Genomic DNA, 23,993 nt, shown 5'->3' with positions numbered 1-23,993 from the left:
AAAACTGATTGTTTATTATATTTTTTACAGAGACTTATATTTAAAATTTTAATACATTACTTTATGGATTAGACTCTCAAGTCATAAAAATCAGCGTTTAGCGATAGGGAAATCATGAATAAATCGATATTTCAGATAGTATTAAAAGAAAACTGGGATAATCTTGGTGACGTTATTAAACGGCATTATTTTTTAAAGCCATTTTCAAATGACCATATTTGTGTTTCTGGGACAATGTCAGAAATATATCACTCTCCTTTAGCTAAGTTATTTATACCCTTTGGTGTATTGTTCGGGGCAGTGGTTCCATATAAAGGGCGCAATATTCCAATCGATGTAAACTACAATAGCAGTACTAACAATACGAATTTGTATTGGGATAGGGTGTTTAAATTTTCTGATAGTCACCATTTTCACTTTAAATCACATATGGAGCATGTTCAGGATAATGAAGTGATTGAGTTTGTTCGCTTTGGTGTTGGCATGCGACTAAAAGTAACCGCAGAGGACGGCGCTATCGTATTTAGAGATAATGGTTACATTTGGCGGTTATTTAATATAGATATTCCAATTCCCGTAGGGCTTATTTTTGGCAGTGCATATGTAGAAGAGCGACCCATAGACGACAATAATTTCAGTATGAAAATGATTATGAAACATCCACTATTTGGTATTATGTTTCGTTATAACGGTCAATTTAAGTTGGATATTAGCGATAAAAGTACAGCTAAGAGTATAGGTAAGAGTATAGCTAAAATCACTGTTAAAAGTGACGACAGCTAACGTTATAAATTATTATTAAAAATTAGGATTTAGTAACTTAATTTAAGAAAGGAATGGCGTGAATCTAATCGAAATATTAAAAGCTCACTCGAGTAAAGTTGGGCAGGGCCAAAGCATAAAAAAAGTTCATGATTTAGAAGCAAGGTTAAATATTAATTTACCTCAAGACTTTACCGATTATCTTATAAGTTTGAATTATGCAGAAATATTTGATGATCCAGTTTATGGGATTAACCCAGAGATAAAGCGGTTAGATATTTACGAGCAAAATAAACATAAAGAACATTTTAAGTTTGGGTTTCTAGAGGTGTTTTCAAACGATATTGATGGCACTGTTTATATTCGACCAGATACAGGAAATGTATATAACGCTAGCTTTTCAATGCCTATAGCAAAATCGTTCACAGAATTTGTAGCTAACGTTATTAAAGAAGCGTAAATAAGTAGAATTCAAAATAAGTTTATATGTAAGTACAATTCACATTGCTACTACTTATTATAAGTTTTGTGATTACACAGTAAAACAAACAGACACAAAAAAGCTCACAAACCTGTGAGCTTTTTTAAAACTAACTAAAACTTATTGCTGCTTTTGCGGCGGAAAGTTACTTAATATTTCGCTAACTGTTTTATTAATTGAAGCTTCACGCTTTTCTGGTGATTGGTTTTTCTTTAATCGACCTTCTTTAGCGCCGCGCCATACTAGCTGGTTTGATTCACGATCCACAATATCAATAATTAGCGTGCCTACTTCGTATTCACGCGCGGTTGTATCTTTTTGAAAACCACTTCCCCAGTAACCCCAATTATGGCGGTAACCTGTGCTAAACGTGTCTATTTCAAGTTCTTTATCAACCGATGCATGATAATTAACAAGTACATCAGCTTGCGTTGCATCAACTAAGCTCATACCTAATGTTTGGCTCAGCTCTGCATTTACGGCAGTGCGAACACGTTTTTCCATAAGGCCATTTATTTGATAGTTATTTGTGTCTTTAGTCAGGCTGGCGTTTTCTACCCAAGCAAATGTTTTAAAATTATTAAAGTTAGCTGATTTGTCGTAATCCCAATCTGGGGTTTGTGTACAGGCAGTAAGTAGTGCTAGCGCTGCAACAATAAGTATATTTTTCATTACGTTTGCTCCAATAAATTACGTTGATTTAAAATAACACAAATTATTTGAATGTGTATTATTTAAACGTCCTAAATATTAGTCTAATTGTTAGGGCGTGTTGACCTTTCGTGGTTAAATTTGCAGCAGTATGTTTGGTATTTGGGCAAGGCAGAGCCTATGTAGTGTGGTTATTCCCCATAAATAGGTGATAACGCAGCATAAATGCCAAACATGCGCTGCCCGAAGGGTTCTGCCTAGGGGCAATTAACTCTTTGTTGCTCGGTTTTTACTTAGCCCACTAGGTTACAAACCTCACGCCGCGATTAAATTGCCCCTAGATTGAACAAATTTCAATCCACAAAGGTCAACACGCCCTAAGGCTGAACGACTAATTAACCTATGTTAATTAGTCGTTGTTTATTAGCTAATGTTCAACTTCAATCCAATCTTTTTCATCTACCCAGTTTTGTGCACCGTCTTTTACCGAGCGAATCGGCACAATGTAGTCACAACTTATTTGTGGCTTAACTGAGGCAAATATAGGCACAAAACCAAAGCTTAGTGCGGTTTCTATAATTGCTTTTTGATTTTGTGGGTCAATGTCGGCCGCTTCATCTATGTAAATAGGTATACGGTATAGGTTTTGTTCTTGGTCACTTAATAAGTAACGAATAAACAACATGCCACACAATAACTTAATCGTAATACGTGTGCCGTTTGAACCCGCCGAATCTATTTTTTCAAAGTGCTCTGTTTCACCTGCGCGGTTAACCACTTCAAATCGAATATCAAATAAATCGGTAAGCGTTAAACCCGCTTTATCTGAGGCGAGTTTAATTAAGTGATCTTTCGCTTCGTTTACTGCGCTTTCGCTGTACGGTTCTTGGCTAAGTAAATCAAGTGTGTCACCTTGCTCAAACTGATGCGACGTGCTGATAATGGTATCTATACTATCAACCAGCATTTTGCGCGGTATGACGTTAATTTTAAACGCTTGCAGGTTTGAAATACGGTGCTGGCTTATGCCTTTATTAAAGCTGTTCATTTCGCGGCGAAGTCGGTCTAAATCTTCTCGTAAGCCTTTAATGGTCGCAGCCACCTCTGTAAGCGCAACACGAGCTTGGCGCTCAACAGCATCGCGTTCGTTATCAATATTATGAAAGGCGCTTATTAGCTTTTGGTATTTAGTGTATTCGTCGTTTTCGTTGTCGAATTTAGTAATACCCGCGTTATATACATGCAAATAGGTGTTGCGCACGTTTATGTCAAAATTACGCAGCTCTTGGCAGTCTTTATTAAAGTGATGAACAAGATCGCTTAAGTTATCAAAGTCGACCGTAATATCAATCATGTACGGGGTCACTTTGCCGCTGTATAAATCAAGCGTGTGGTCAATTCGCTCGCTTTTAACTTGGCGTAAGCGCTCAGTTTGGCGATTAATTTGATCTTGTTTCGATTTAATTAACGAGCGACGATCGGCAATTGAGCCACTATTTTTTTGAATATCTTGCAAGTAGTCGTCAACTTGTTCGCGCTCAGCTAATAATTGCTCTTTTAGCATGGCTTGCGCTTCAACCGACTGCTGCATTATATCAAACTGCTCTAAGCGTTTTAGGGCGCTCTCTGCGCTCATTAGTTCATCGTATAACGCGTCTTTTTCTTTTTGCTTGTCGGCAACGTTTGCTGCAACATCGCGCTGTTGCTTAAACTCTTTAAGTGAATGCTCAAGTGCACTTAGCTGAGCGGTTAATTGCTCTTTGTTTTCGCCGCTTTGCATTTGCACAGGCGAGAGCTTTTTAAGCTTAATGCTCGCACCTGGCAGAGTTAGTACACCGCCTTTAACGTTTTCGCTAAGTAGCGATAAAAATTCACCAAACGCATCTTCGTCATCAATGGTTATATCGCCATTAGTGGTGGTTGCAAACGAGAGAATATCTGGGTTTAAAATCCGCGATATTTCTTCTACTTCTTTTAACGAGAGGTCTTCGCGCATACGGGTAAACAAATTAAACTCAAGGTTTTTAAGTTGCAGCTTTAGGCTCTTAATTTGTTTTTGTGTTTCGCTAATGCGGTAGTCAAGCGTGTGCAGGCTTTGCCCTTGTGCGCTGGTTATAGAGTGCGAAAGCGACTCGTAATCTTGCTTTAACTGAGTCAGGCTGGTTTTAAGGGTGGCTTTATTTACCAGTTCAAATTCGCTTTTAAGCGCATCGTAATCTAAAAACCACTGCTCAATTTGTGTTTGTCTGCGCTCTATGTCGCGCGATTGCTGTACGTATAGGCTTTGCTTTTGCTCAAACTCGTGTTTTTCGTGCTCTATATCTTCAAGCGCTATACCCAGCTCATTAAGTTGCGATTCTTGATAAGTATCAAAATCAATCAGTGCTTGGTCAATTTTAGGTGCATACGCCGCTAATTTACCTTTAAGCACGGTTTGGTTTTCAAGCATTGATTCAAGCGCGGCTATTGGCTCTTGCATTGACTCAAGGGCTTTTAGTTCGCGTTTTGAGCGGTTTACTTTATCAAACGAGCGACGCCATACTTCATAAAAGTCGACCTTAGAGTTAGACATATGGCGTTCAAACACGCGTAGCATAAAGCGTTTTACGTCGCTTGCGCCTAATTTGTGTAAGTTAAGAATACGTCTAAATATTTCTTTATAAATAGAGGAGTCTTGCACATTATTAAGCGGGATCATTTTTAAGTTAATGTCGCCGTCAAAAGGCGTTGCGCCACCAGTCAATAGCGCGTTTAGCTCTTGTGCTTTAAGCTCAATAGGATTGTAGTTAAGCTCTTTTAAATGGTTGAACAGCTTGGTAAATTTAATAATGGTTTTACCTTGCGTGTACTGCTCTAAATCAAGCTTTCCTTGATAACAAAAGTACTGATGCGCGTAACCGGCAATTTTACCAAGCCCTGCAACGCCAATCACTACTGAGCCATGAGGCAAGTTAGCTTCTAGTAAAATGTACGACTGATCGGATGAAAAATAAAACTTACGGGTTTCATCTAAATCGTGTCCGTCCCATTCTGTTAAGCGCAAATCGTTAATAAGCGGAAACTGCAGGGCGTTAATAACCGAGCTTTTACCTGTGTTATTGGGCGCGCAAATAGAGCTGCTTTTATCAAGCGGGATCACACATTTTGCATAGCCGGCGGTGTTAAGTAGGGCGAGTTTACTCAGTCCGTATAGATTTTTCATTCCTCGTCCTCTGTAATGTAGGTTTCTTCGTTTACTTCCATTAATGCATCTATATAGCGGTGAATCGGCGCTTGTAGCATAAAGCCGCCTTCTACTTCGCGGGCTAAACCTAAGCGCACCATGCGCAGGTATACGTCTTTACGCAGGTCCGATCCCGAAAATATCTCAAGCTGATCAAACAAATGTTTGTTAATTTGCACCAGCGTTTGCATAAGTTCTAAATCGTTTACGTCGTCAAACAATGCGCGCATTGGGTCTTTACCCGTATTGGCGTAGTGTTCAATTAAAATGTAAATAGTGAGCGCGATAGCGCGAGATATCTTGCCCATATTTGGTGTGCTTTCGTCGCTACCAAAATAATAAAATCCACGGCTGTCGCGTTTTAAATCGTTACCTAGGGCTGTAAATAGGGCGGTGTAGTCTTCTATGTGTTGGTCAAGCTCTTGCCACATTACGTTGTCTTGCTCGCAAATGTGATAACCCGCTACTAATTTTTTATTAATGGTTTGTAGATGGGTTAGCTCGTCTAAGTTTATGTGTGTCATGGTTTATTTACCTGCCTTTGAATCTGGCTGAGGCTCTGAATTAAATGGATATAAAGAAAAGTGCTGACCGGCAATTTTTACGCGGGCTTTTTCATCGCTTTGAATTATTTTAATATCGCTGTCGCTGACTAATTTTTGATACAAAAATAGCATTTCGTCGGCATCGAGATTTGGGTAGCTTTCGTCTAAAAATTGCAGCAAGGGCTGCGGTTTTTTGCGTTTTTTATTAAAGCGCTTAGCAAAGCTGGTTTTAACATCGTTGTAGTCAGGAATATTAGGCGTAACAAATGCAGGCACGTCTTGCTGGTCAGGCAATTGGTATTCTTCGTGTTCAAATTCAACCAAGCTTGCCATGTAAGCCACAATATGGCGTTGCTGACCAAGCGAATATCGCTGTGCGTCGCTTACAAAATGTGGCTGCACAGCACTTAGCATGTTGTCTACGCCATTTTTACGTACAAGCCCAAGTACTTTGGCTGCTTGGCGAGTAATTAAGTTATTACGGCGTAACTCTTCGCGCAGCGGCATAAGCATATCGGCACTTTTACGTAAGCTTTCTCGACCCACTAAATGCATTTCGAGTATACGGGTACGTAATTGCTCCAGCATGCGTTTGTCGTTGTACGCTTTACCTGAGCGCTCAATGTGCAGTATTTGCTTACTTATTTGCTCTTCAATGAGGGTAAAACACGCATGAAATTCACCACGTATATCAACCATTTCAAGCATTGGCTCTATGTATTCGTCAAACGCTTCTATTACCGCTTTATAACGCTTTTGCAGCGATTGGACCGCATTATTAGATTTAGCTTGTTCAACAATATTTAAAATGGCGTTTTCGTTGTGCGCATAGAGCTTCATTATTTTACGGACCCGATCATCCATAATGCGGCTGTAGCGGCGTAAATCGTCAAAGTCTTCTATTTCACCAGCGTTATCTAGGCGGTTACCTAAACGTGCAAGGTCGTCGACTAATACGCTAATTTCTTGCGCTAAGCCTAAATGCTCTTCTTGCAGTAAAAACGTAGCAAAATCGGCAATAGCACGATTTATTTCAAGCTGAGAAGATTTAGCCAGTGGAATTAAAATATCTTGGTTTAACAAACGATTTGTTTCTTTATAAATGCGTTCGTTTGACCACGTAGGCTGCTTTTGCTTAATCGCGTTTTGTACGTCTTTTAGGCTAAAGTCAGCCATTTTAAAACGTTTAAATAATAGCTCTAGTACACCCCAATGTTCAGTTATGGTGTTTAGTAGCTTTTTAGCTGGGATCATAAGAGGTTACAACATCCTAGTATTTTATTATTGAGTTCTTTTAGAAGACTCATTATTACGTATTTTTAATTAACCTTGTCTGTATATAGTATTCGTTTTTAAGACCATTTAATAATAGTTTTTGCATAGAGGCAGTGCTAAAATTCGCGCCGAAAATAGGCACATGGAATGGAATGTTATTTGTGTGTTCTTTAAAACTATATCAAAGGTTGTTTAACTACCATGGTTTCCTCGATTATTCTAACCCTGATAGCGATTGCATTTTTACTGATCGTTATAGAAGATATAATCCATGTTAATAAAGCTAAAACCACGCTGTTTTTTGGTACGCTTTGCTGGATTCTTCTTTTTATATACCCTCTACACGGGCAAAGCCCCGATACGATTCAACACCTTTTAAATGAAAATATTTTAGAAATTGCATCTCTATGGCTATTTTTAATGGCTGCGATGACCTTTGTAGCGTATTTAAATTCAAAGGGGTTTATAGAAAATATTGTGCACCGTGTTATGCCAAAAAGTATTAGCGAAAAAAAGCTCATGTTTTTGGTGGGTGGTTTTGCATTTTTGTTTTCGTCGATTTCAGACAACGTAACAGCTACGCTTATATCGCTCGCGGTTGTTATGTCGTTAAAACTTGAACCTAAAAAGCTCATTAAATACGCCACGCTTATTGTGTTTGGGGTTAACTCAGGTGGGGTATCGCTAATAACAGGTGACGTAACCACACTGATGATATTTTTAGACGGCAAAGTAACCATTGCTCATTTATTACTACTTATAGCGCCAGCACTTGCAAGCGTTATGCTGCTAGCCGCGTTACTGTCTATAGGTATGAAAGGGCGTGTTGAGTTTGCTGGTGCAGGTAAAACCCGCATCGAAAAAACCGACATTACCATTGCTGTTATATTTTTATCTACCGTAGTGAGCACACTTATGCTGAGTGTAGTTTACAGCGTACCGCCTTTACTCACCTTTTTGTTTGGCTTATCAGTGATGTTTTTAGTCGCGCAATTTTTAATGCGCAAAAAAGACATTAACAAAGACATAATCGACTTTGTTCGCGATATAGAATACGACACATTATTGTTTTTTGTAGGTGTACTTTTACTTGTAGGCGCACTTAAAGAAATTGGTATGTTGAGTAAATTTACCGACCTATATACGGTAATGGCACCCGAGTACGCAAACTACTTAATGGGCATATTATCAGCAGGGGTCGATAACGTACCGCTTACTGCTGCTTTATTAAAAGCCGATATAGTAATGAGCCAACAACACTGGTTGTCGTTTACGTATGCAACGGGCGTGGGCGGTTCAATGCTTATCATTGGGTCGGCTGCGGGCATTATTGCCATGAGCAAAGTTAAAGCGCTTACCTTTATGAGCTACTTGCGTTTATCGCTGCATTTATTAATTTGCTACACGGTTGGATATGCGGGCTCGTATTACATGGGCAGTTTTATTTAGCTCATAAATTATTAAATGCTTGACAGCTAGACGTCTAAACGATAACTTTCAAAGCCCCGCTACTTAGTGGGGTTTTGTTTTATTAGCCACTGGTTAATAAAGCATTCAGAAGAGGTGCGATACTTAGGTACTTAATGTTAGGCGACGAAAGCCGATGATCATTAAGGAGGGAAGTACTCGCCGAGGAAAATAATGGTACGTCGTCATTGTTTTTCGGTTTATGGGGCTGAATCCTCAAAACTGTCACCAATATAGGTGGAGAGCTTCTGGCAGTGGACTTATCTTCAAGCATTCCTTTGCCAAGTTCTTCTTGTTTTATTGCGATTTGGATATCGCGAAAGGAGACTAAATGACTACCCAATCAGCGCCGCAAACAGTGCCTAAAACAGAGTTAAGCGCAAAATCAGATTACATCGTTGCCAAATTTGGCGGAACCAGTGTTGCAAATTTTGAAGCGATGAGTCGCTGTAGCGAAATTATTGTTGCAGATAAAAGCGTACGTATTGTTGCCGTGAGCGCCAGTGCCGGCGTAACTAACCACTTAGTTGCACTGTGTAAATCAAGCATTACTCCTAGTGAGCGTCAAGAACACATAAACGGCGTGCTTGCTATTCAACAAACTATTTTAGATGAGTTATCGCTAGATGCCGATTTAGCGGTTGGCTTTAACGAAACCCTAAAAGCATTTCAAACATTGGCTCAAGAGTCACTAACAACCGATCAGCAACACGACGAGCTACTTAGCTTTGGTGAGCGTTTGTCGTCGTATTTATTTGCACAGGTACTTCGTTTACAAGGTTTAAATGCCGATCGCTTTGATGTGCGCAAGGTGCTTAAAACCGACAGCCAATTTGGTAAAGCAACGCCCAATGTTGCAGCCACAGCGCAAGCTGCTAAAGAACATTTAATCCCGTTATTAGACGCTCAAGTAATTGTGACTCAGGGCTTTATTGGCAGTGACGAATACGGTCAAACAACAACGCTTGGACGTGGTGGTTCTGACTACAGTGCTGCATTATTAGCTGAAGCAATTAACGCTAAAAGCGTGCATATTTGGACCGACGTAGTGGGCATTTTTAGCACCGACCCGCGTTTGTGCGCAAAAGCGACGCCAATTGCACGTTTAAGTTTTGACGAAGCCGCCGAAATGGCAACCTTTGGCGCAAAGGTATTACACCCAGCAACTATATTACCAGCAAGCCGTAGCCATATTAACGTGTTTGTAGGTTCTAGCCGAGAGCCAGAGCGCGGCGGTACGTGGATTGAGCGCGAAAAATCGCAGCAACCAGGTATACGCGCAGTAACGCAACGTAAAAACCAAATATTGCTTACGCTTAAAAGCCCAGAAATGCTACTAGCAAGCGGCTTTTTAGCACGCGTATTTACACTATTAAGTGAGTACAATATATCAGTAGATTTGGTAACTACATCAGAAATCAGCGTAGCTATAACCCTTGATAACGCGCAAAACGCATCGCGCCCAGAGCTCGACCAAGAATGCCTAGATAAGCTTGCAGAGTTTTGCCATGTGTCGGTAGAAAACAACCTAACATTGGTGGCACTTATTGGCTCTGAGATTCAATTACGCCAACACGAAATGAACTTAATGAGTGTACTAAAAGACTTTAACATTCGATTAATTTGTCACGGTGCTAGTAAGCACAACCTGTGCTTTTTAGTAGAGCAAACTGAGTCAGATAACGTAGTACAGTCTATTCATAGCCGTTTATTAGAAAACGATTTTGCTGCGTAAGTAATCGTTATTAAGGAAAATAACCTAGTAAAATTAACTAGTAAAGTTACTTAATAAAGTGACTTAATAAAGTTAATTAACAAAGTCAGTTAATAAAAAGCATCGCCAGTCGGTGCTTTTTTTATGCACCACACTCACATCAAAACAAACATTGCTGTTATTACTATCAACTACAGTAACGTTATTACTGCTAGCACTCAGCTTTGCACTATTTAATTCGTCAAACACATTGGGGCTAAGTAATTTTGCAATAGGGCGGCTGGTGGCTTTAGCAAGTGACTCTTTTAATGTCCAAATTCTAAAAAACGTATCTGCTTGGGCTTGGGTATTAGTAGGCTCGGTAATAAGTGTAATTTCATCATTATGATAAAAATGCTTAGCGAGCTTTTCAAACGGGCGCTTTAGGCTTACTTTTTCAATATCAAACCCAAACTCACTTTTATCAAGATTTAGCGCGACCCCAACCAAACCATGCGAGTGCGAAATACAGGTATTAATAACATCACCATTTACGTGTATTTGCAGCTTTGAGCTTGCCTCGTCAAATTCGGTACTCATTTTATTAAGGGCTACGTGCGCATGTTGCGGCTGCGCTACTTTAATAAGGTGTTTTAACAATAACCGCGTCGCTAAATACTCTTGCTTAGCTTGTGGGCTTTTGCGGCGGTTTATAATGGTTAACTCAAATGGGCTTAAGCAGTCGGGCAAATTAAAGTCACTAAGCTCAAGTGTTTTAGCATTAAATAATAAAATACTGTTACTCGCTAAAGACAAATTTGCCAATTGAGTTGAAGTAATACTCAAGGCATTTTTAAAATAGTGTTCAGTCATAAAAGCCCTAAAGCAAAAGAAGTCGCTGATATTGTGAGCGGTTAACGCCACTAATAAAGGCTGGGTACAATTTTATTACTCAGCTGGCATGAAATATGGTTTAATTCACAATAATCAAAATAATAACAGATTTGTAGATGTATGGCACAAGTGCGTGATGGGTTTCAAAGCCGACTTGGTTTTGTTTTAGCCGCTGCTGGCGCAGCAGTGGGTTTAGGTAATATTTGGGGTTTTCCTACGCAAGCGGCCAACCATGGTGGCGGTGCATTTTTACTGGTTTACTTTATTGTTATATTTTTACTTGCGCTTCCTGCGCTGTATACCGAACTTTATTTAGGTCACAAAGCACAAGCTAATCCGGTAAAAGCATTGGGCGATGCATGGCAAAACACTAGCCGTAAAGTAGGCGCAGCAGCCGGTTACATAGGTCTTGCGGGCGCAGTTGTTATGCTAAGTTTTTACTCAATAGTAGCAGGGTGGATGCTCTCGTACGCTATTGAACCTATAACCACCTTTTTTGGGTTTACAGGCGCAAGCGAGTTTTTACATAGCGACTCAGTGTTGCGTAATTTTGTATTTACGCCGCTTATGCTTATTTTAACCGCTAGTATTATTTTAAAAGGTGTTAAATCGGGAATCGAAACCTGGTCGCGCCGTTTAATGCCACTGTTACTTGTGCTGCTTGTTGGTTTAATTGCCTACATTGCAACACTAGATGGCGCAAGCGAAGGCTTTGCTGCGTATTTAATTCCTGATTTTAGCCAAATACTCGACCCTAATTTAATTATTGCCGCAATGGGGCAAGCGTTCTTTTCGCTCTCACTAGGTGTAGGCTGTATGATGATTTACGGCTCGTATTTACAGCCAGATGCTAATTTACCAAAGCTTACAGTAGGTGTTGCCTTACTCGATACCAGTGTCGCGTTTTTAGCGGGCTTACTTATTATTCCTGCTATTTATGTGGCGCAGCACAACGGTGTAGAGGTATTTAGTGGCGGTAAACTAATTGGTGAAGGGCAACTTATTTTTGCTATTTTACCTGAGCTATTTAGCACCATGGGCGAAATTGGTTTATTAGTTGGTTTATTGTTTTTTGTATTAATGTCTATCGCATCGGTTACGTCAACTATATCGACCACCGAAATTCCGGTAGCGTTTTTAGTCGAAAATCACAACGTTAGCCGCACCAAAGCAACATGGGCAGTAAGCGCCGTTGTTCTTGTGTGTGCAAGCGCGATTATATTAAATTTTGATTGGTTATTTGGCTTAGTCATTATGTTATTTACTCAATACCAATTGCCGCTTATGGGTTTGTTTTACTTTATTACGGTAGGTTGGATGTGGCAGCGTGGTAATAAATTACATCAAGCAACAACAGGCGTACATTACTGGTTTGCTCAGTATATTCGTTTTGTTTGCCCAATATTAATGACCTTGGTATTTGCAAACGTCGCGTTTGGTTAAGCTCTATTTAAAGTGACTTTTTAAACAAAAAAGCGAATAGGGCTTACCTTATTCGCTTTTTTTGTACCTGTTATTTAGGTACAGCTAAGGTATTTATAAAACCTCATTAGTTAGAGATTTACTTTCACTTACTTCAAACGCGTTAAGCAGGGTTACGTTTGCTATTTCGGTGAGCGCTTCTTGGGTAAAAAAGCCCTGATGCCCCGTTACTAATACATTTTTAAAGCTCACTAAGCGAGAAAATATATCGTCTTGGTTTATTTCGTCGCTGTGATTTTTAAAAAACAGCTCCGACTCTTGCTCGTATACGTCGAGCCCCAAGTAGCCTAATTTTTTAGTTTTTAGCGCACTAATACATGCGCTACTATCAAGTAATGCACCGCGTGAGGTATTAATTAACATAACGCCGGTTTTCATTTTACTAAATGCCTCGTCATTTATTAAATGATGAGTTTGTTCCGTTAGAGGGCAATGTAAAGAAATCACATCGCTTTTGCTTAGTACGGTGTCTATATCGGTAATTGTATAATTACCTGGTTTTGCATAAGGGTCGCACACTAAAACATGCGCACCAAAACCATTTAAAATATTACACAACGCAATGCCTATTTTACCGCACCCAATTATGCCTACTGTTTTATTATGAAGATTAAAACCAAGTAGTCCGTTTAAATCAAAGTTGTCTTCGCGTACGCGGTTATACGCTTTATGAGTTTTACGGCTAAGCGTTAGCATAAGTGCAATACAATGCTCGGCTACGGCTTCTGGGCTGTAAGCAGGGACGCGTAATACTTTAATTTTGTGTGCTTTTGCTGCAGGTAAATCAACATTATTAAAGCCCGCGCAGCGCAGCAAAATAGTTTTTATACCTTGGCTTGCCAATTGTTCAATAACAGCAGCATTTACGGTGTCGTTAACAAATACGCATATGGCATCAAATCCGTTTGCTAAGATAGCCGATTGATCGCTTAGCCCTTGCTCAAAATAGGTAATATTTATATCACTATAATCACGTGTACTTTGTTCAAAAAAAGACAATTCGTATTTTTGTGCACTAAAAAATGCAATGTTCATGGTATTAGCTCCAACGCTTAGATGCTTGTAAAGTAGTTAACCTTTATTACAGTAAACTACTTTACAAATAAGCGCCTAGGTAACGAGCATTTTATTGATCTAAATTAACGAATAACGTTTAAAAAATCACTTTAAATACTGTTAAGCGTAGTAAACGTAGATGCTATTTTAGCTATTTTTTTATCACTGTTTATATTTCCCAGCTTTGCCGCTTCGAGTAGATTACTTTCAATAACGTGCCTTAAAGTATCGGGTTTTGTGCGCGGTGCATAACGCGATACTAACTGACCTTGCGAGTTAATTAAAAACTTAGTGAAGTTCCATTTAATTGCGCGATTTTGCGAAATTCCACGGGTGTGCGATTTTAAATAACTAAATAGCGGGTGCGTTTCAGGACCATTAACCATTACTTTGCCAAAAACTTCAAACGACACACCAAACTGCGCTTGATAAAAGTCTTTAATGGCAAGGTTATCAAGCGGTTCATTTTGACCAAATTGATTGCACGCAAACGCAAGCACCGTAAACCCGTGGTGTTTGTATTCTTGATACAATTTTTCTAACGCGTTTAATTGCACCGAAAAATTACACTTACTCGCTGTATTTACAATGAGGACTGTTTTGCCTTTTAACTGACTCAGCGCAAAGTTTTCGCTGTTATAAAGTGGAGCGTTAAATTGATAAATACTATCCATAGGTTACCTATTCACCTTTCCTGGTAAGGAAATTTTATAAAGATTTTCATTCGCTTTTTGAACGACCGGTTGACATAATCGAGGTCTAGTTTCTAAGTTATCAGTTTAATAGGTCAGTTTTATGTCAATGAAAGTCGCATTTATAGGTTTAGGCGTAATGGGTTACCCAATGGCGGGGCATTTAGCTAAAGCTGGTCACAGCGTATGCGTTTATAACCGCACTCAAGCTAAAGCACAAGCGTGGACTACAGAACATTCAGGGAGCTTTGCACCCACCCCACGCGAAGCTGCGAGCAATGCCGACATCGTATTTATGTGTGTTGGTAACGATGACGATTTACGCTCTGTGGTGTATGGCGACGACGGCGTATTAGCTGGCATGTTACCGCACACTATTTTGGTTGATCACACCACAACCTCTGCCGAAGTAGCCCGCGAAGTTGCAGCAAAAGCGGCATTACAAAATATCGACTTTATAGATGCTCCCGTATCGGGCGGACAAGCAGGCGCCGAAAATGGTGTATTAACAGTAATGGCGGGTGGCAGTGAAGCCGTATTTGCTAAAGTGCAGCCAGTTATGGCAGCGTTTAGTCGTTTTAGCCAATTGTTAGGCGGCGTTGGTTCGGGTCAATTATGTAAAATGGTTAATCAAATTTGTATTGCTGGCGCAGTGCAAGGTTTAGCCGAAGGCTTACATTTTGCCAAGCAAGCTGGGCTTGACGGTGAAAAAGTAATAGAAACAATATCTAAAGGCGCAGCCGGTTCGTGGCAAATGGAAAACCGCTACAAAACAATGTGGGCGGGTGAATATGAGTTTGGTTTTGCCGTAGATTGGATGCGTAAAGATTTAGGCATTGCACTCGATGAAGCTAAAAACAACGGCGCAACACTACCAATGACTGCAACGGTCGATCAATACTACGCCGACGTACAAGCACTTGGCGGCGGGAGATACGACACCTCAAGCTTACTAGCACGTATTGAAGCATTGCATAAAAAATAACGTTGCACGTTTTAAAAAATTAAAAGCCTGCGCGTTTAACTTGTAGACGCCAAGCTTGCTTGCGTATAAAAACGCAGTTTTTAAAATGATAAAGAGATTAAAAGCGGCGCTTTTCACGTGAGCAAGCTCTACGTCTACACCCAAAGTGTAGATGCGCGTTTAACTTGTAGACGCCAAGCTTGCTTGCGTATAAAAACGCAGTTTTTAAAATAATAAAGAGATTAAAAGCGGCACTTTTCACGTGATCAAGCTCGACTCTTACAGCCAAAGTGTAGCAGTGTGTTTAACTTGTAGACGCCAAGCTTGCTTGCGTAACGGGCATTGCCCGTCAATAGGGTTCAAAAAGGCGATAAGAGTCGCTGGACTCTAAATAATTAAAAGCTTCGCTTTTCACGTGAGCAAGCTCTACGTCTACCACCAAAGTGAAGGTTTGTGGTTTTTTTGTAGACGTGAAGCTTGCTTACGTAACGGGCATTGCCCGTCAATAGGGTTCAAAAAGGCGATAAGAGTCGCTGGACTCTAAATAATTAAAAGCTGCGTTTTTCACGTGAGCAAGCTCGACTATTACAGCAAACTACATGCTTTGTGCGTAGTTATACAACGCCTTTAAAATGGTAAGATTTTTTTCGCTGTCGTCATGTTCATGCGCTAAATTTTCGAGGGTGATCATAAAATCTTGTGCGTTAATTGATGGTTGATCTTCCCCGTGCATTAACTTGTTTTGGCAATATTGACGCCATTGATCAAGTTCTTGTTGGTTTAGCGTTTCTGGCCAGTTACGAGCGCGGTATCTAAACAACAACGTATTAAACTTTTTATCTTCAAAATCTAAATTCAACCCAGCCAAATCATCTGGCTTAGCATCACGAATAATCGCAAATTTAGCCTTGTCGGCATGGCTTGTAAACCCATCGTAAAGTAAGTAGTCAACGTTAGTGGTTGCGCTGTAATCGCCTTGCTCGTTAAACACTTCAGTTACTTTATCGCGAAGGTCGGTATTGGCTTTTAAAATCGCTAAGTTAGCTAAGCATTGCTCACGGTCAATTCCTAAACGGGCGGCGTTTTCAGGCAATAACGTTTTAGCAGGCGCTAAAATAGGGCACTTGTTTAAATGCACCAGTTTTAAGCCAACAGGTAAATCGCCCTCAGCTAAATCTAAGCGTTTGGTGTATAAACGTTTGCGTAACTCTTCCACATTTAAATCAATAAGTACTTGCGGGCTTTGAGTTAAATCAAAACAAATAACCGCGTTTTTATTAACTGGATGAAAGCTCATTGGTGCAACCCAGCTTGTACAGCCTTGCGTTGCAGGTATGCGCGACGTGGTATGCACCAGCGGCGTCATATTAAAAACATCAACCAACTCAGCAAGCGCTTTTTTACTACGCAAACCAAAAAAGAAGTTATACAGCTTTGGCTGTTTTTCTTTTATTAATTTAGCCAGTGCAATAGTGGCGGTTACATCACTTAGCGCATCGTGCGCTGCGGCGTGTTCAATACCATTGGCTACAGTTAAATGCTCTAGCTTAAAGCTTGGGCTGCCGTCTTCTTTTAACGGCCATTCAATGCCTTCAGGGCGCAGCGCGTAACAAGCACGTACTAAATCAATAATATCCCAGCGGCTATTATTGTTTTTATATTCGCGCTCGTACGGGTCGTAAAAGTTACGGTAAAAGCTATAACGGCTTACTTCGTCGTCAAACCGAATACTGTTATAACCAGCAACACAGGTGTTTGGTACACTAAATTCGGCATGAATTTTTGCTATAAACTCAGCTTCAACTAAGCCTTTTTTCATCGCCACTTGTGGCGTAATACCCGTAATTAAACACGCCTCAGGGTGAGGCAAGTAATCCGCTTGCGGCTTACAATATTCAATAAGCGGCTCGCCAATAATATTTAAATCAAGATCGGTACGAACACCTGCAAATTGGCTCGGCTTATCCTTTTGCGGGCTTGCCCCCCACGTTTCGTAGTCGTGCCAATAGATTGTTGCTTGATTTTGCTCTTGATATGCCATGCTGAAAACCCTGAGTAGTTAACTTAAAAACGCCTAAATGCGCGCCAAGTTACTAAAATAATGAATTATTTAGATTATGGCATATGGGCGAGGGAGTTTATAGGTTTGGGTGAGAAATGATGTATAAGTTGATCTTTTTCAAGTATGTAAGACAAGAATTTATTCTTTTGTCTCTACTTTTATATATTAACTAATTAACTTTAAAGTCTGCTTGAGGAGCAAAATTATTTATAAATAACTGAATCAAAGTATGAGTAAAACTTTACTTGCATAAATGTTAGAACAATGTATAAGTAAGCTTAAATAGCAATAATTCTGTCTAATATGGCATTTATAGCCAAAAAAAGACTTTTAATTGGGTTTGTATATGATTGTTGAGCTAGTAGTTGAAAATTTTCGTTCAATTAAAGAAAAACAACGTTTAAGTCTTGTAAAATCTAACTTTGGAGATGCAGATAACAATTCATTTAATCCACTAGCTCCTGGGACATCTGATTTACTTAAAAGTGCTGCAATTTATGGAGCAAATGCTGCGGGAAAATCTAATTTCATCCTTGCATTATCAACAATGCAAGAAATAGTTATTATGTCTGCTAAAGATAGACAAAGGGGCTATAATTTACCCGTCCAGCCTTTTAAACTTTGTGACTCAACTATAGATGAGCCAACTGAGTTTGAGGTTACTTTTATTGCTGATAGTGTTAAATATCAATATGGCTTTTCTACAAACTCAACACAAATCACAGCAGAGTGGTTATACGCTTTTCCAAACGGAAAGCCCCAAAGATGGTTTATTCGTGTATTAGATCCAGAAACTAGTGAATATGTTTGGGATTTTGGGTCTTATCTAATGGGAAAAAAACAACTTTGGAAAGAAGCAACTAGATCAAATTCATTGTTTTTATCTACTGCAATTATGTTGAATAGTGAGCAATTAAAACCAGTTTACGATTGGTTTTATAAAACACTTAAGCTATCTGGTATTAGTGGATGGAATATGGAATATACAGCTAAACTTTGTCAAAAAAATGAGAGCAAAGAGCATGTATTAAATTTTTTAAAAGCTGCTGATTTAGATATTGATGATATCAGGGTTGATACAAAGAAAATGGACAAAACATATTTTCCTGATGAACTACCTGCTTCAATCAAAGAAAAAATGTTAGAAGAATTAGAAGGCGAAGAGTTCCACGAAATTAAGACAATACATAAAACTTCTTCAGGGAAGAATATGTCATTTGATTTAAGTGACGAATCTGATGGAACTCAAAAGATCTTCGCGTTTGCAGGACCTTGGATTGATAGTTTAAACAAAGGTAAAGTGCTCTTTATTGATGAGTTACATGATAGCTTACATCCGAGTATTGTTAAATTTCTAGTTAGCTTGTTTCATGATAAAAAAACAAATCCTAATAACGCTCAACTAATTTTTACTACACATGAAACATCAATTTTAGATCAAAATATCTTTAGAAGAGATCAAGTATGGTTTTGTAATAAAGAAAAGAATCAATCTACATCGCTTTATCCATTAACAGATTTCAGTCCTAGAAAAGGTGTTGAAAATTTAGAAAAAGCATATTTGACAGGTAGATATGGTGCTTTGCCTTTAATCTCAGCATTAGAATATATTGGAGAATAAATTTTGGGTAGTGAGGATTTATTTCATAAACATAAAGCTAAAAGACAGAAAGATTTAGAACGTAAAGTATCATCAAGAAAGCCTTACGATCGTATCTTAATAGTCTGCGAAGGTAGTAAAACTGAACCAATATATCTTGAAGAAGCTCGAATTGAACTAGAGCTTGACTCTGCGAATATTATGATCGATGGAACTTGTGGTTCGAGTCCTATATCAGTAGTGAAGCATGCAGAATCTATATTCAAAAAGGAAGTTTTTAGTGGAGGGCTATACAATCAAGTGTTTTGTGTGTTTGACAGGGATAACCACACTACTTATTTAGAAGCAATAAAATATGTAGATGTGCTTAATAAGAACCTTATTCAAGAAAATATAAGTAATGAGCCTATATTTAATGCAATTCATTCAGATCCATCTTTTGAATTTTGGTTGTTGTTGCATTTCAATTATTCAACGAAACCGTATCAACCCAAACAGGGTAAAAGTGTAGGAGATCAAGTAATAGATGACTTGAAAGTTTATATGCCAAAGTATAAAAAAACTCAAAAAGGTATTTTTAAAACATCACTTGATAATGGTTCATTAAATACAGCACTAAATTATTCTCAGCAGATATATGATAGAGTAAAAGGGTCAAATAATATGAACCCAAGTACAAATATGCATGAGTTGATAACATATCTTCAAGAAGTTAAAGGGTCATAAATTAGAAATATCCATTTAGGTAACTTATTTAACTCGATATATTAATTTCTTCTGAATTCAGAAAATTATTTACAAGAGTATAAGTTCGTATTTATTGACATTGAGCCTAGGCTAATCACTAATATGAATAATTTACCACAAATAAAAGTTATCACTATCCACAAAATGATGAGCCAGAAATGGTTGTAGCCCAAGTAGTTAAGTTACTTGAGCGCACTAAATAAGGTGTGGGTTTGGTTGCTGATTATATAAATATCAATTGCGGTAAATTAGTAGTTTGGCATTAGATTAAAGTCTATAGATTAGATTTATTCACTTGTTAGGTTTGTTTTAATCGTTTGTCGGTTTTGTGTTAATTCTCTAAAGTTTAGTTGTCGGCAACAAGTACGACTAACTTAACAGGACAATAATCATGAAACTTACTCTTATCAAAACTATCGCTCTTAGCTCACTACTTACATGTTCAGCTGCTGCAATGGCTGAGCAAAGTGATTACAAATTAATGGTTATTGAAACTGCAACAGCGCCACAGCCACTTGAGCAATCATTTAATAGCTGCGCACTGAATGTTAAGTCGAAAAATTACGCACAAGCTGAAGCAATTTGTACACAAGCAATCGCACTTTTAAAAGACGCTGATGGCCCTAAACTTAAAGTACGCCAACTTACGTCATTTGCATTAAGCAACCGTGGTGTTGCACGTTTAAAAGCAAACAATGACACGGCTGGTCTTGCTGATTTATACGAAGCTAACCAAATGTCTAAAAGCACGATGGTATCGCACAACTTAACTCGCGCTAAAGAAGAATTAGCGTTATAAAAAACCTTTATAACGCGTTTTATAACCTGCTTACTAAAGCATAATATAAAATAGCGAGAGTAAAAAAGCCCATGTTAAGTATTAACTTAACATGGGCTTTTTTGTTTTATTAACTCACCTCGATGCTCTGAGCGTTTGTTATAAGTTAAAACCCAGAACAAGCCCCTTCAAATAGAGCTTTATCCATATTTTTAATTCCTTTTTCATCATAAATTCCGAAATAGTATCTACCACTATTAATCTCTGCTGTAGTTCCAACCGCAAACTCTTGTACTCTAGCGCTGCAGCCCTTAACTGGCTCAAACCCTCCGATTGAGGTATGGAATTTTACTATTTCTGTGTCATTTATATTTTTAGATTTATTACGGCTATCTGATGACCACGTGCCTGTAATTGGTGTTTTGGACCCATTATTATCAACGTAATAGTAATGCCAGTTAGGAGGGTTTTCATCCCATACAGGGCTGCCACTTGCTTGAGTTAACAAAACACCCGATTGTGGTATTTCAAAAATAGTGGATCCGTTTTCATATTTAGCAGGTTGACCTTTTGGTGCATTATAAATTATATAAAAGGTTCCTTTATAGCTCTCAGGTATTAAATAAACACTCGGGTTGGGCGTTATTCTATCTGGACACATTCCATCAAAAATAGATTTATCAATGTTTTTTATGCCTTTAGCATCGTAAATATCAAACATATTTATATTATCGAGTAATTGCGATTTAGTTCCTATAGAAAAGCTCTTATAAGTTGCATTGCATCTTCTTAGGGGTTCTATTTGACCAACCCCACCACCAAAAACAATCGTTTTACTATATTTTCTGTTCTCTGGTGTGTCATGAATTGTTGAAGTGGCGCGATCTATAATTTGTGTTCTCGTGCCGTCATCATTTTTATAATAAAAAAGCGCTTCACCATTATTATACCTAGTTTTCATTTGCGTTATTAACATACCAGATGTAGGTATTTCATAAATACGAGATTCTCCTTCGTATTTAGGTGTTTCTCCATTGGGTATGTCGTAAACAATGTAAATTGAACCAACATAACCTTCAGGTATAAGATAAATAGTAGGAGCATTTTCTTTACTATCAGAGCAGGCTGAAAGTAAAGTTAGAGTAATACACATAAAAGTAATTTTTAGTGCTTTTATATTTAAAGAAAGTGTATTCATTTGAATCTTCACTTTGATATACCGCTAAAGCAATTTTCTAAACTTGCTTTTTCGGTTAGCATACAATGCCCACTGTTTGGAGGGATTGATATAAAACGATAATTCCAATCAGTAATTTTATGAAAGTTTAATTTAGGATGGTTATTAGCTTGTCGGAATAATTCATCTCCAACATTTCCTTCGAAACTACCATTTTTATTGAGGGGTAAACGTACTGCACTTGCTATCATTGGGTAATCGCTATTTAATGCTAAACTCAGTGGGGCCCCACCTTTTCTAACATGTATTCCTAAAGAGATAGGTTGACCTCCGGGACCAACGATGAACGCTTCACAGTTAGGAAATGCATCGCCAGTAATGTAAGTAACAATATCCATGTAGTTATTAACTACGTCGATTTCTATTATTATTTTGTAATTTACATTTAAAGTGGGGACGTAAGAAAATCCTAAGTCTCTTGTCCATATCTCCGAGCGAGGCATTGCATGATTTACTCCGCCGTATTGACCTTTTATAGTTAGCTTTAAATTACCATTAGGAAGTTTATCATCTTTTATTGTTAATCGACCTCTAGGCTCTAACTCTTTTTCATAATCTTTAGGCTTATCTGACCAAGGAGCTTTAGAAGGGTCAGATTTGGTTAGTATATTCTTTACTTTTTTCTTTGAGGTAGAAAGTGTAAATTTATGCCAGATTCTTGATGTTGTAGGTTTTACACCACTAGGCTTAAGTGAAAATCCACGATTATCACCTTCAAACCAAATACCGGACCACCCAAAGTCTTTTTCAGGGTGAAAAGAGCGTATGTTAATTTCGTAGTCTGCCAAATGTTATTCATAAGTTAAGTTCCATTTATAAAAAATCAAATTCCTGTAACCGTAATGGTAACACTAAAGTGTTTGGCTAACAATTTAGTGTTTATTAGGTTTGCTTTAACCGTTTTCAGATCTGGGTTAATTCGTTGGTAATAAATAGAAGACGGTGAAATCTACCTTAGCTTTTGAATCTAACTGAGCGATACACCTATTTTGATCTATGTTACTTAGTTTTAACCTTAAAAAGTAACTTATTCAGTTTTTTAAGTGAGAGTAGCTAGGGCAAGAGCATGAAAAACACTATAAATTCAATACCCTTTCAAGATAAGCTGTACTGAGCATCGTTTTCTTCTGCTTTGCTGGCATACCTTTACTAAAACTGGTCTCAGCCTTTAATTGATTAAATGCGATATGCCTCAACCCTGCAAATACAGGCGCTGCACCTTCGCGCCTAATTCGGCACTCATCTTCTTTAAACCCTACGTCTAAACGCCAATGTAAGCCATTCTCTATTTGCCAATGTCCCCGCGCTGACCTTGCCAATTCTTCCGCCGTTAAATGTGCTGAACTGATATAGTATCTATAACATAACTCATTGCTTACTTTGCTTTTTTCCTTTCTATAAGAAACAATAACGCCCACTGTCTTTGCGCCTTCCCAGTGTATCGTTTCTGATAAATTACTTATGTCATGGCTAACTGCACAACACCTAAACTCCTCTCTACTTTTTTGATAATCGGCTTCATTAAACAAAATCCCTTCAGACGCTTGTCGTGTTATCTCCGGTAATAAAACCCTCTCTATTTGCGACAGGAGTCCTTTATGATTTGCTTTTACGGCAAGAAGGTAATCAGCGTCTTTGCTCACTACTTTTTCTGCAATTGATTTTTGACATCCCATGGCGTCAATTGTGACTAAGCACCCCTTTACCTCAAGTAACTCAAGGAGTGCTAGTAATGCTGTTATCTCATTCGATTTTTTATCAACAGGAAATTGCGCTAAACGACACCATTTTCGCATGCAAATACACTGACCATATAAAGTCCATCGCGCCTATCCGATTAATTAAAAGACCTTTTTAATCGTTTCCGTCAATAGCCACGACATCATACTGGGTTAATTTAGCGCATGCTTTTATCCAAGAAGAAAAAGAATCTTGAAATTGCCTCATATCAATACGGCTTAGTACACGGGCAATTGTGTCATGCCGGGGGATTCCTTGCTCTAGGGAGACATATTTCCTGAGCCAATCTATCATGATAAAAATTCTCAATATCTTCCCAGCCTTGGCATCCAGACACAACAGCGCTGACGGCTAAGAATATGATATCAAATAGTTTATGACCACTTTGGCTTGTTGGCGAGGATCATCGATTGATTCGAAATATTTAAATAGCTGAGTATCAAACATGAGAATGCTCCTTAAAAAAGGAGTATAAGATCATATTTTTAAGTCAAGGTAAAGTTCGTGGTCTTGCCCAGAACAAGCCCCTTCAAATATAGATTTATCCATATTTTTAATTCCTTTTTCATCATAAATTCCGAAATAGTATTTATCACTATTAATTTCTGCAGTCGTTCCAACAGCAAATCTTTGCAGATTAACAT

The 23,993-nt window shown here is 38.5% G+C and carries 20 protein-coding genes, 2 pseudogenes and 1 riboswitch; of the genes and pseudogenes, 10 read left to right on the top strand and 12 right to left on the bottom strand.

Features of this window, described 5'->3' with window-relative positions:
• Positions 1–114 precede the first annotated feature (114 nt).
• Both I6F65_RS11445 and I6F65_RS11440 read left to right on the top strand, forming a co-directional pair.
• Positions 115–783: a DUF4166 domain-containing protein gene (locus tag I6F65_RS11445; protein WP_197112961.1), complete on the top strand. Its 669-nt coding sequence runs from the start codon at positions 115–117 to the stop codon at positions 781–783.
• Between the two features lie 58 nt (positions 784–841).
• Positions 842–1,222 (top strand): SMI1/KNR4 family protein, encoded by a 381-nt coding sequence (locus I6F65_RS11440; RefSeq protein WP_197112960.1) that lies wholly within the window; start codon positions 842–844, stop codon positions 1,220–1,222.
• A gap of 141 nt (positions 1,223–1,363) precedes the next feature.
• Here the strand turns inward: I6F65_RS11440 and I6F65_RS11435 are convergent, their stop codons facing one another.
• The 4 genes from I6F65_RS11435 to I6F65_RS11420 all read right to left on the bottom strand — a co-directional run bounded on the left by I6F65_RS11435 (position 1,364) and on the right by I6F65_RS11420 (position 6,916).
• Positions 1,364–1,915 (bottom strand): DUF4136 domain-containing protein, encoded by a 552-nt coding sequence (locus I6F65_RS11435; protein ID WP_024612708.1) that lies wholly within the window; start codon positions 1,913–1,915, stop codon positions 1,364–1,366.
• Positions 1,916–2,321: 406 nt separating this feature from the next.
• Positions 2,322–5,096: an ATPase gene (locus I6F65_RS11430; protein ID WP_197112958.1), complete on the bottom strand. Its 2,775-nt coding sequence runs from the start codon at positions 5,094–5,096 to the stop codon at positions 2,322–2,324.
• Entirely contained in the window at positions 5,093–5,641 is a 549-nt protein-coding gene (locus I6F65_RS11425) for a hypothetical protein (protein ID WP_165728258.1), read from the bottom strand. Before I6F65_RS11425 ends, I6F65_RS11430 begins: the two co-directional genes overlap by 4 nt.
• Positions 5,642–5,644: 3 nt before the next feature.
• The gene (locus I6F65_RS11420) at positions 5,645–6,916 is read right to left on the bottom strand and encodes a hypothetical protein (RefSeq protein ID WP_165728259.1); all 1,272 of its coding nucleotides are present in this window, start codon (positions 6,914–6,916) and stop codon (positions 5,645–5,647) included.
• Positions 6,917–7,138: 222 nt separating this feature from the next.
• Here I6F65_RS11420 and nhaD point away from each other — a divergent pair, with 222 nt between their 5' ends.
• Positions 7,139–8,386 (top strand): sodium:proton antiporter NhaD, encoded by a 1,248-nt coding sequence (gene nhaD, locus I6F65_RS11415; RefSeq protein WP_007375803.1) that lies wholly within the window; start codon positions 7,139–7,141, stop codon positions 8,384–8,386.
• 101 nt (positions 8,387–8,487) lie between these two features.
• Positions 8,488–8,660, top strand: a riboswitch (Lysine riboswitch).
• A gap of 75 nt (positions 8,661–8,735) precedes the next feature.
• Complete coding sequence (lysC, locus tag I6F65_RS11410) at positions 8,736–10,139, top strand: lysine-sensitive aspartokinase 3 (RefSeq protein WP_024612712.1); 1,404 nt, start codon at positions 8,736–8,738, stop codon at positions 10,137–10,139.
• 72 nt (positions 10,140–10,211) lie between these two features.
• Here lysC and I6F65_RS11405 read toward each other — a convergent pair whose 3' ends face one another.
• Positions 10,212–10,970 (bottom strand): 4'-phosphopantetheinyl transferase superfamily protein, encoded by a 759-nt coding sequence (locus I6F65_RS11405; protein WP_197112956.1) that lies wholly within the window; start codon positions 10,968–10,970, stop codon positions 10,212–10,214.
• Between the two features lie 141 nt (positions 10,971–11,111).
• Here I6F65_RS11405 and I6F65_RS11400 point away from each other — a divergent pair, with 141 nt between their 5' ends.
• Positions 11,112–12,434, top strand: a complete 1,323-nt coding sequence (locus I6F65_RS11400; RefSeq protein WP_197112954.1) for a sodium-dependent transporter — start codon at positions 11,112–11,114, stop codon at positions 12,432–12,434.
• Between the two features lie 93 nt (positions 12,435–12,527).
• Here I6F65_RS11400 and I6F65_RS11395 read toward each other — a convergent pair whose 3' ends face one another.
• Both I6F65_RS11395 and I6F65_RS11390 read right to left on the bottom strand, forming a co-directional pair.
• Positions 12,528–13,508: a 2-hydroxyacid dehydrogenase gene (locus I6F65_RS11395; RefSeq protein ID WP_197112952.1), complete on the bottom strand. Its 981-nt coding sequence runs from the start codon at positions 13,506–13,508 to the stop codon at positions 12,528–12,530.
• Positions 13,509–13,639: 131 nt separating this feature from the next.
• Positions 13,640–14,203 carry a glutathione peroxidase gene (locus tag I6F65_RS11390; RefSeq protein WP_197112950.1) on the bottom strand — a complete coding sequence of 188 codons (564 nt, stop codon included), beginning with the start codon at positions 14,201–14,203 and terminating at the stop codon, positions 13,640–13,642.
• 121 nt (positions 14,204–14,324) lie between these two features.
• Here I6F65_RS11390 and I6F65_RS11385 point away from each other — a divergent pair, with 121 nt between their 5' ends.
• The gene (locus tag I6F65_RS11385; protein ID WP_166115263.1) at positions 14,325–15,206 is read left to right on the top strand and encodes an NAD(P)-dependent oxidoreductase; all 882 of its coding nucleotides are present in this window, start codon (positions 14,325–14,327) and stop codon (positions 15,204–15,206) included.
• Positions 15,207–15,780: 574 nt separating this feature from the next.
• On the opposite strand, the gene sbcB is transcribed toward I6F65_RS11385, so the two are convergent.
• Positions 15,781–17,226 carry an exodeoxyribonuclease I gene (sbcB, locus tag I6F65_RS11380; protein WP_197112948.1) on the bottom strand — a complete coding sequence of 482 codons (1,446 nt, stop codon included), beginning with the start codon at positions 17,224–17,226 and terminating at the stop codon, positions 15,781–15,783.
• Positions 17,227–17,593: 367 nt separating this feature from the next.
• Between sbcB and I6F65_RS11375 the strand changes: the two genes are divergently transcribed.
• The 4 genes and pseudogenes from I6F65_RS11375 (at position 17,594) to I6F65_RS11365 (ending at position 20,393) form a co-directional block, all read left to right on the top strand.
• A complete protein-coding gene (locus tag I6F65_RS11375) occupies positions 17,594–18,868 on the top strand; it encodes an ATP/GTP-binding protein (RefSeq protein ID WP_197112946.1) in 1,275 nt (424 codons plus the stop codon).
• A gap of 3 nt (positions 18,869–18,871) precedes the next feature.
• Positions 18,872–19,573: an RloB family protein gene (locus I6F65_RS11370; protein WP_197112944.1), complete on the top strand. Its 702-nt coding sequence runs from the start codon at positions 18,872–18,874 to the stop codon at positions 19,571–19,573.
• Positions 19,574–19,710: 137 nt separating this feature from the next.
• Positions 19,711–19,797: pseudogene (locus tag I6F65_RS21795) on the top strand (alpha/beta hydrolase); the annotation flags it as partial.
• A 188-nt stretch (positions 19,798–19,985) separates the two neighbouring features.
• Positions 19,986–20,393: a hypothetical protein gene (locus tag I6F65_RS11365; RefSeq protein WP_197112942.1), complete on the top strand. Its 408-nt coding sequence runs from the start codon at positions 19,986–19,988 to the stop codon at positions 20,391–20,393.
• A 145-nt stretch (positions 20,394–20,538) separates the two neighbouring features.
• Here the strand turns inward: I6F65_RS11365 and I6F65_RS11360 are convergent, their stop codons facing one another.
• The 4 genes and pseudogenes from I6F65_RS11360 to I6F65_RS22110 form a co-directional block, all read right to left on the bottom strand.
• On the bottom strand, positions 20,539–21,570 hold the full coding sequence (locus I6F65_RS11360) for a hypothetical protein (RefSeq protein ID WP_197112940.1): 1,032 nt from the start codon (positions 21,568–21,570) through the stop codon (positions 20,539–20,541).
• An 8-nt stretch (positions 21,571–21,578) separates the two neighbouring features.
• Positions 21,579–22,397 carry a hypothetical protein gene (locus tag I6F65_RS11355; RefSeq protein WP_197112938.1) on the bottom strand — a complete coding sequence of 273 codons (819 nt, stop codon included), beginning with the start codon at positions 22,395–22,397 and terminating at the stop codon, positions 21,579–21,581.
• A 288-nt stretch (positions 22,398–22,685) separates the two neighbouring features.
• Complete coding sequence (locus I6F65_RS11350) at positions 22,686–23,405, bottom strand: ISAs1 family transposase (protein ID WP_197112936.1); 720 nt, start codon at positions 23,403–23,405, stop codon at positions 22,686–22,688.
• 58 nt (positions 23,406–23,463) lie between these two features.
• Positions 23,464–23,719: pseudogene (locus I6F65_RS22110) on the bottom strand (ISAs1 family transposase); the annotation flags it as partial.
• Positions 23,720–23,993: the final 274 nt, after the last annotated feature.

This window comes from Pseudoalteromonas sp. SWXJZ94C (genome assembly GCF_015864385.1).
Lineage (GTDB): Bacteria > Pseudomonadota > Gammaproteobacteria > Enterobacterales > Alteromonadaceae > Pseudoalteromonas.
This window is presented reverse-complemented; position numbering and strand designations above follow the sequence as displayed.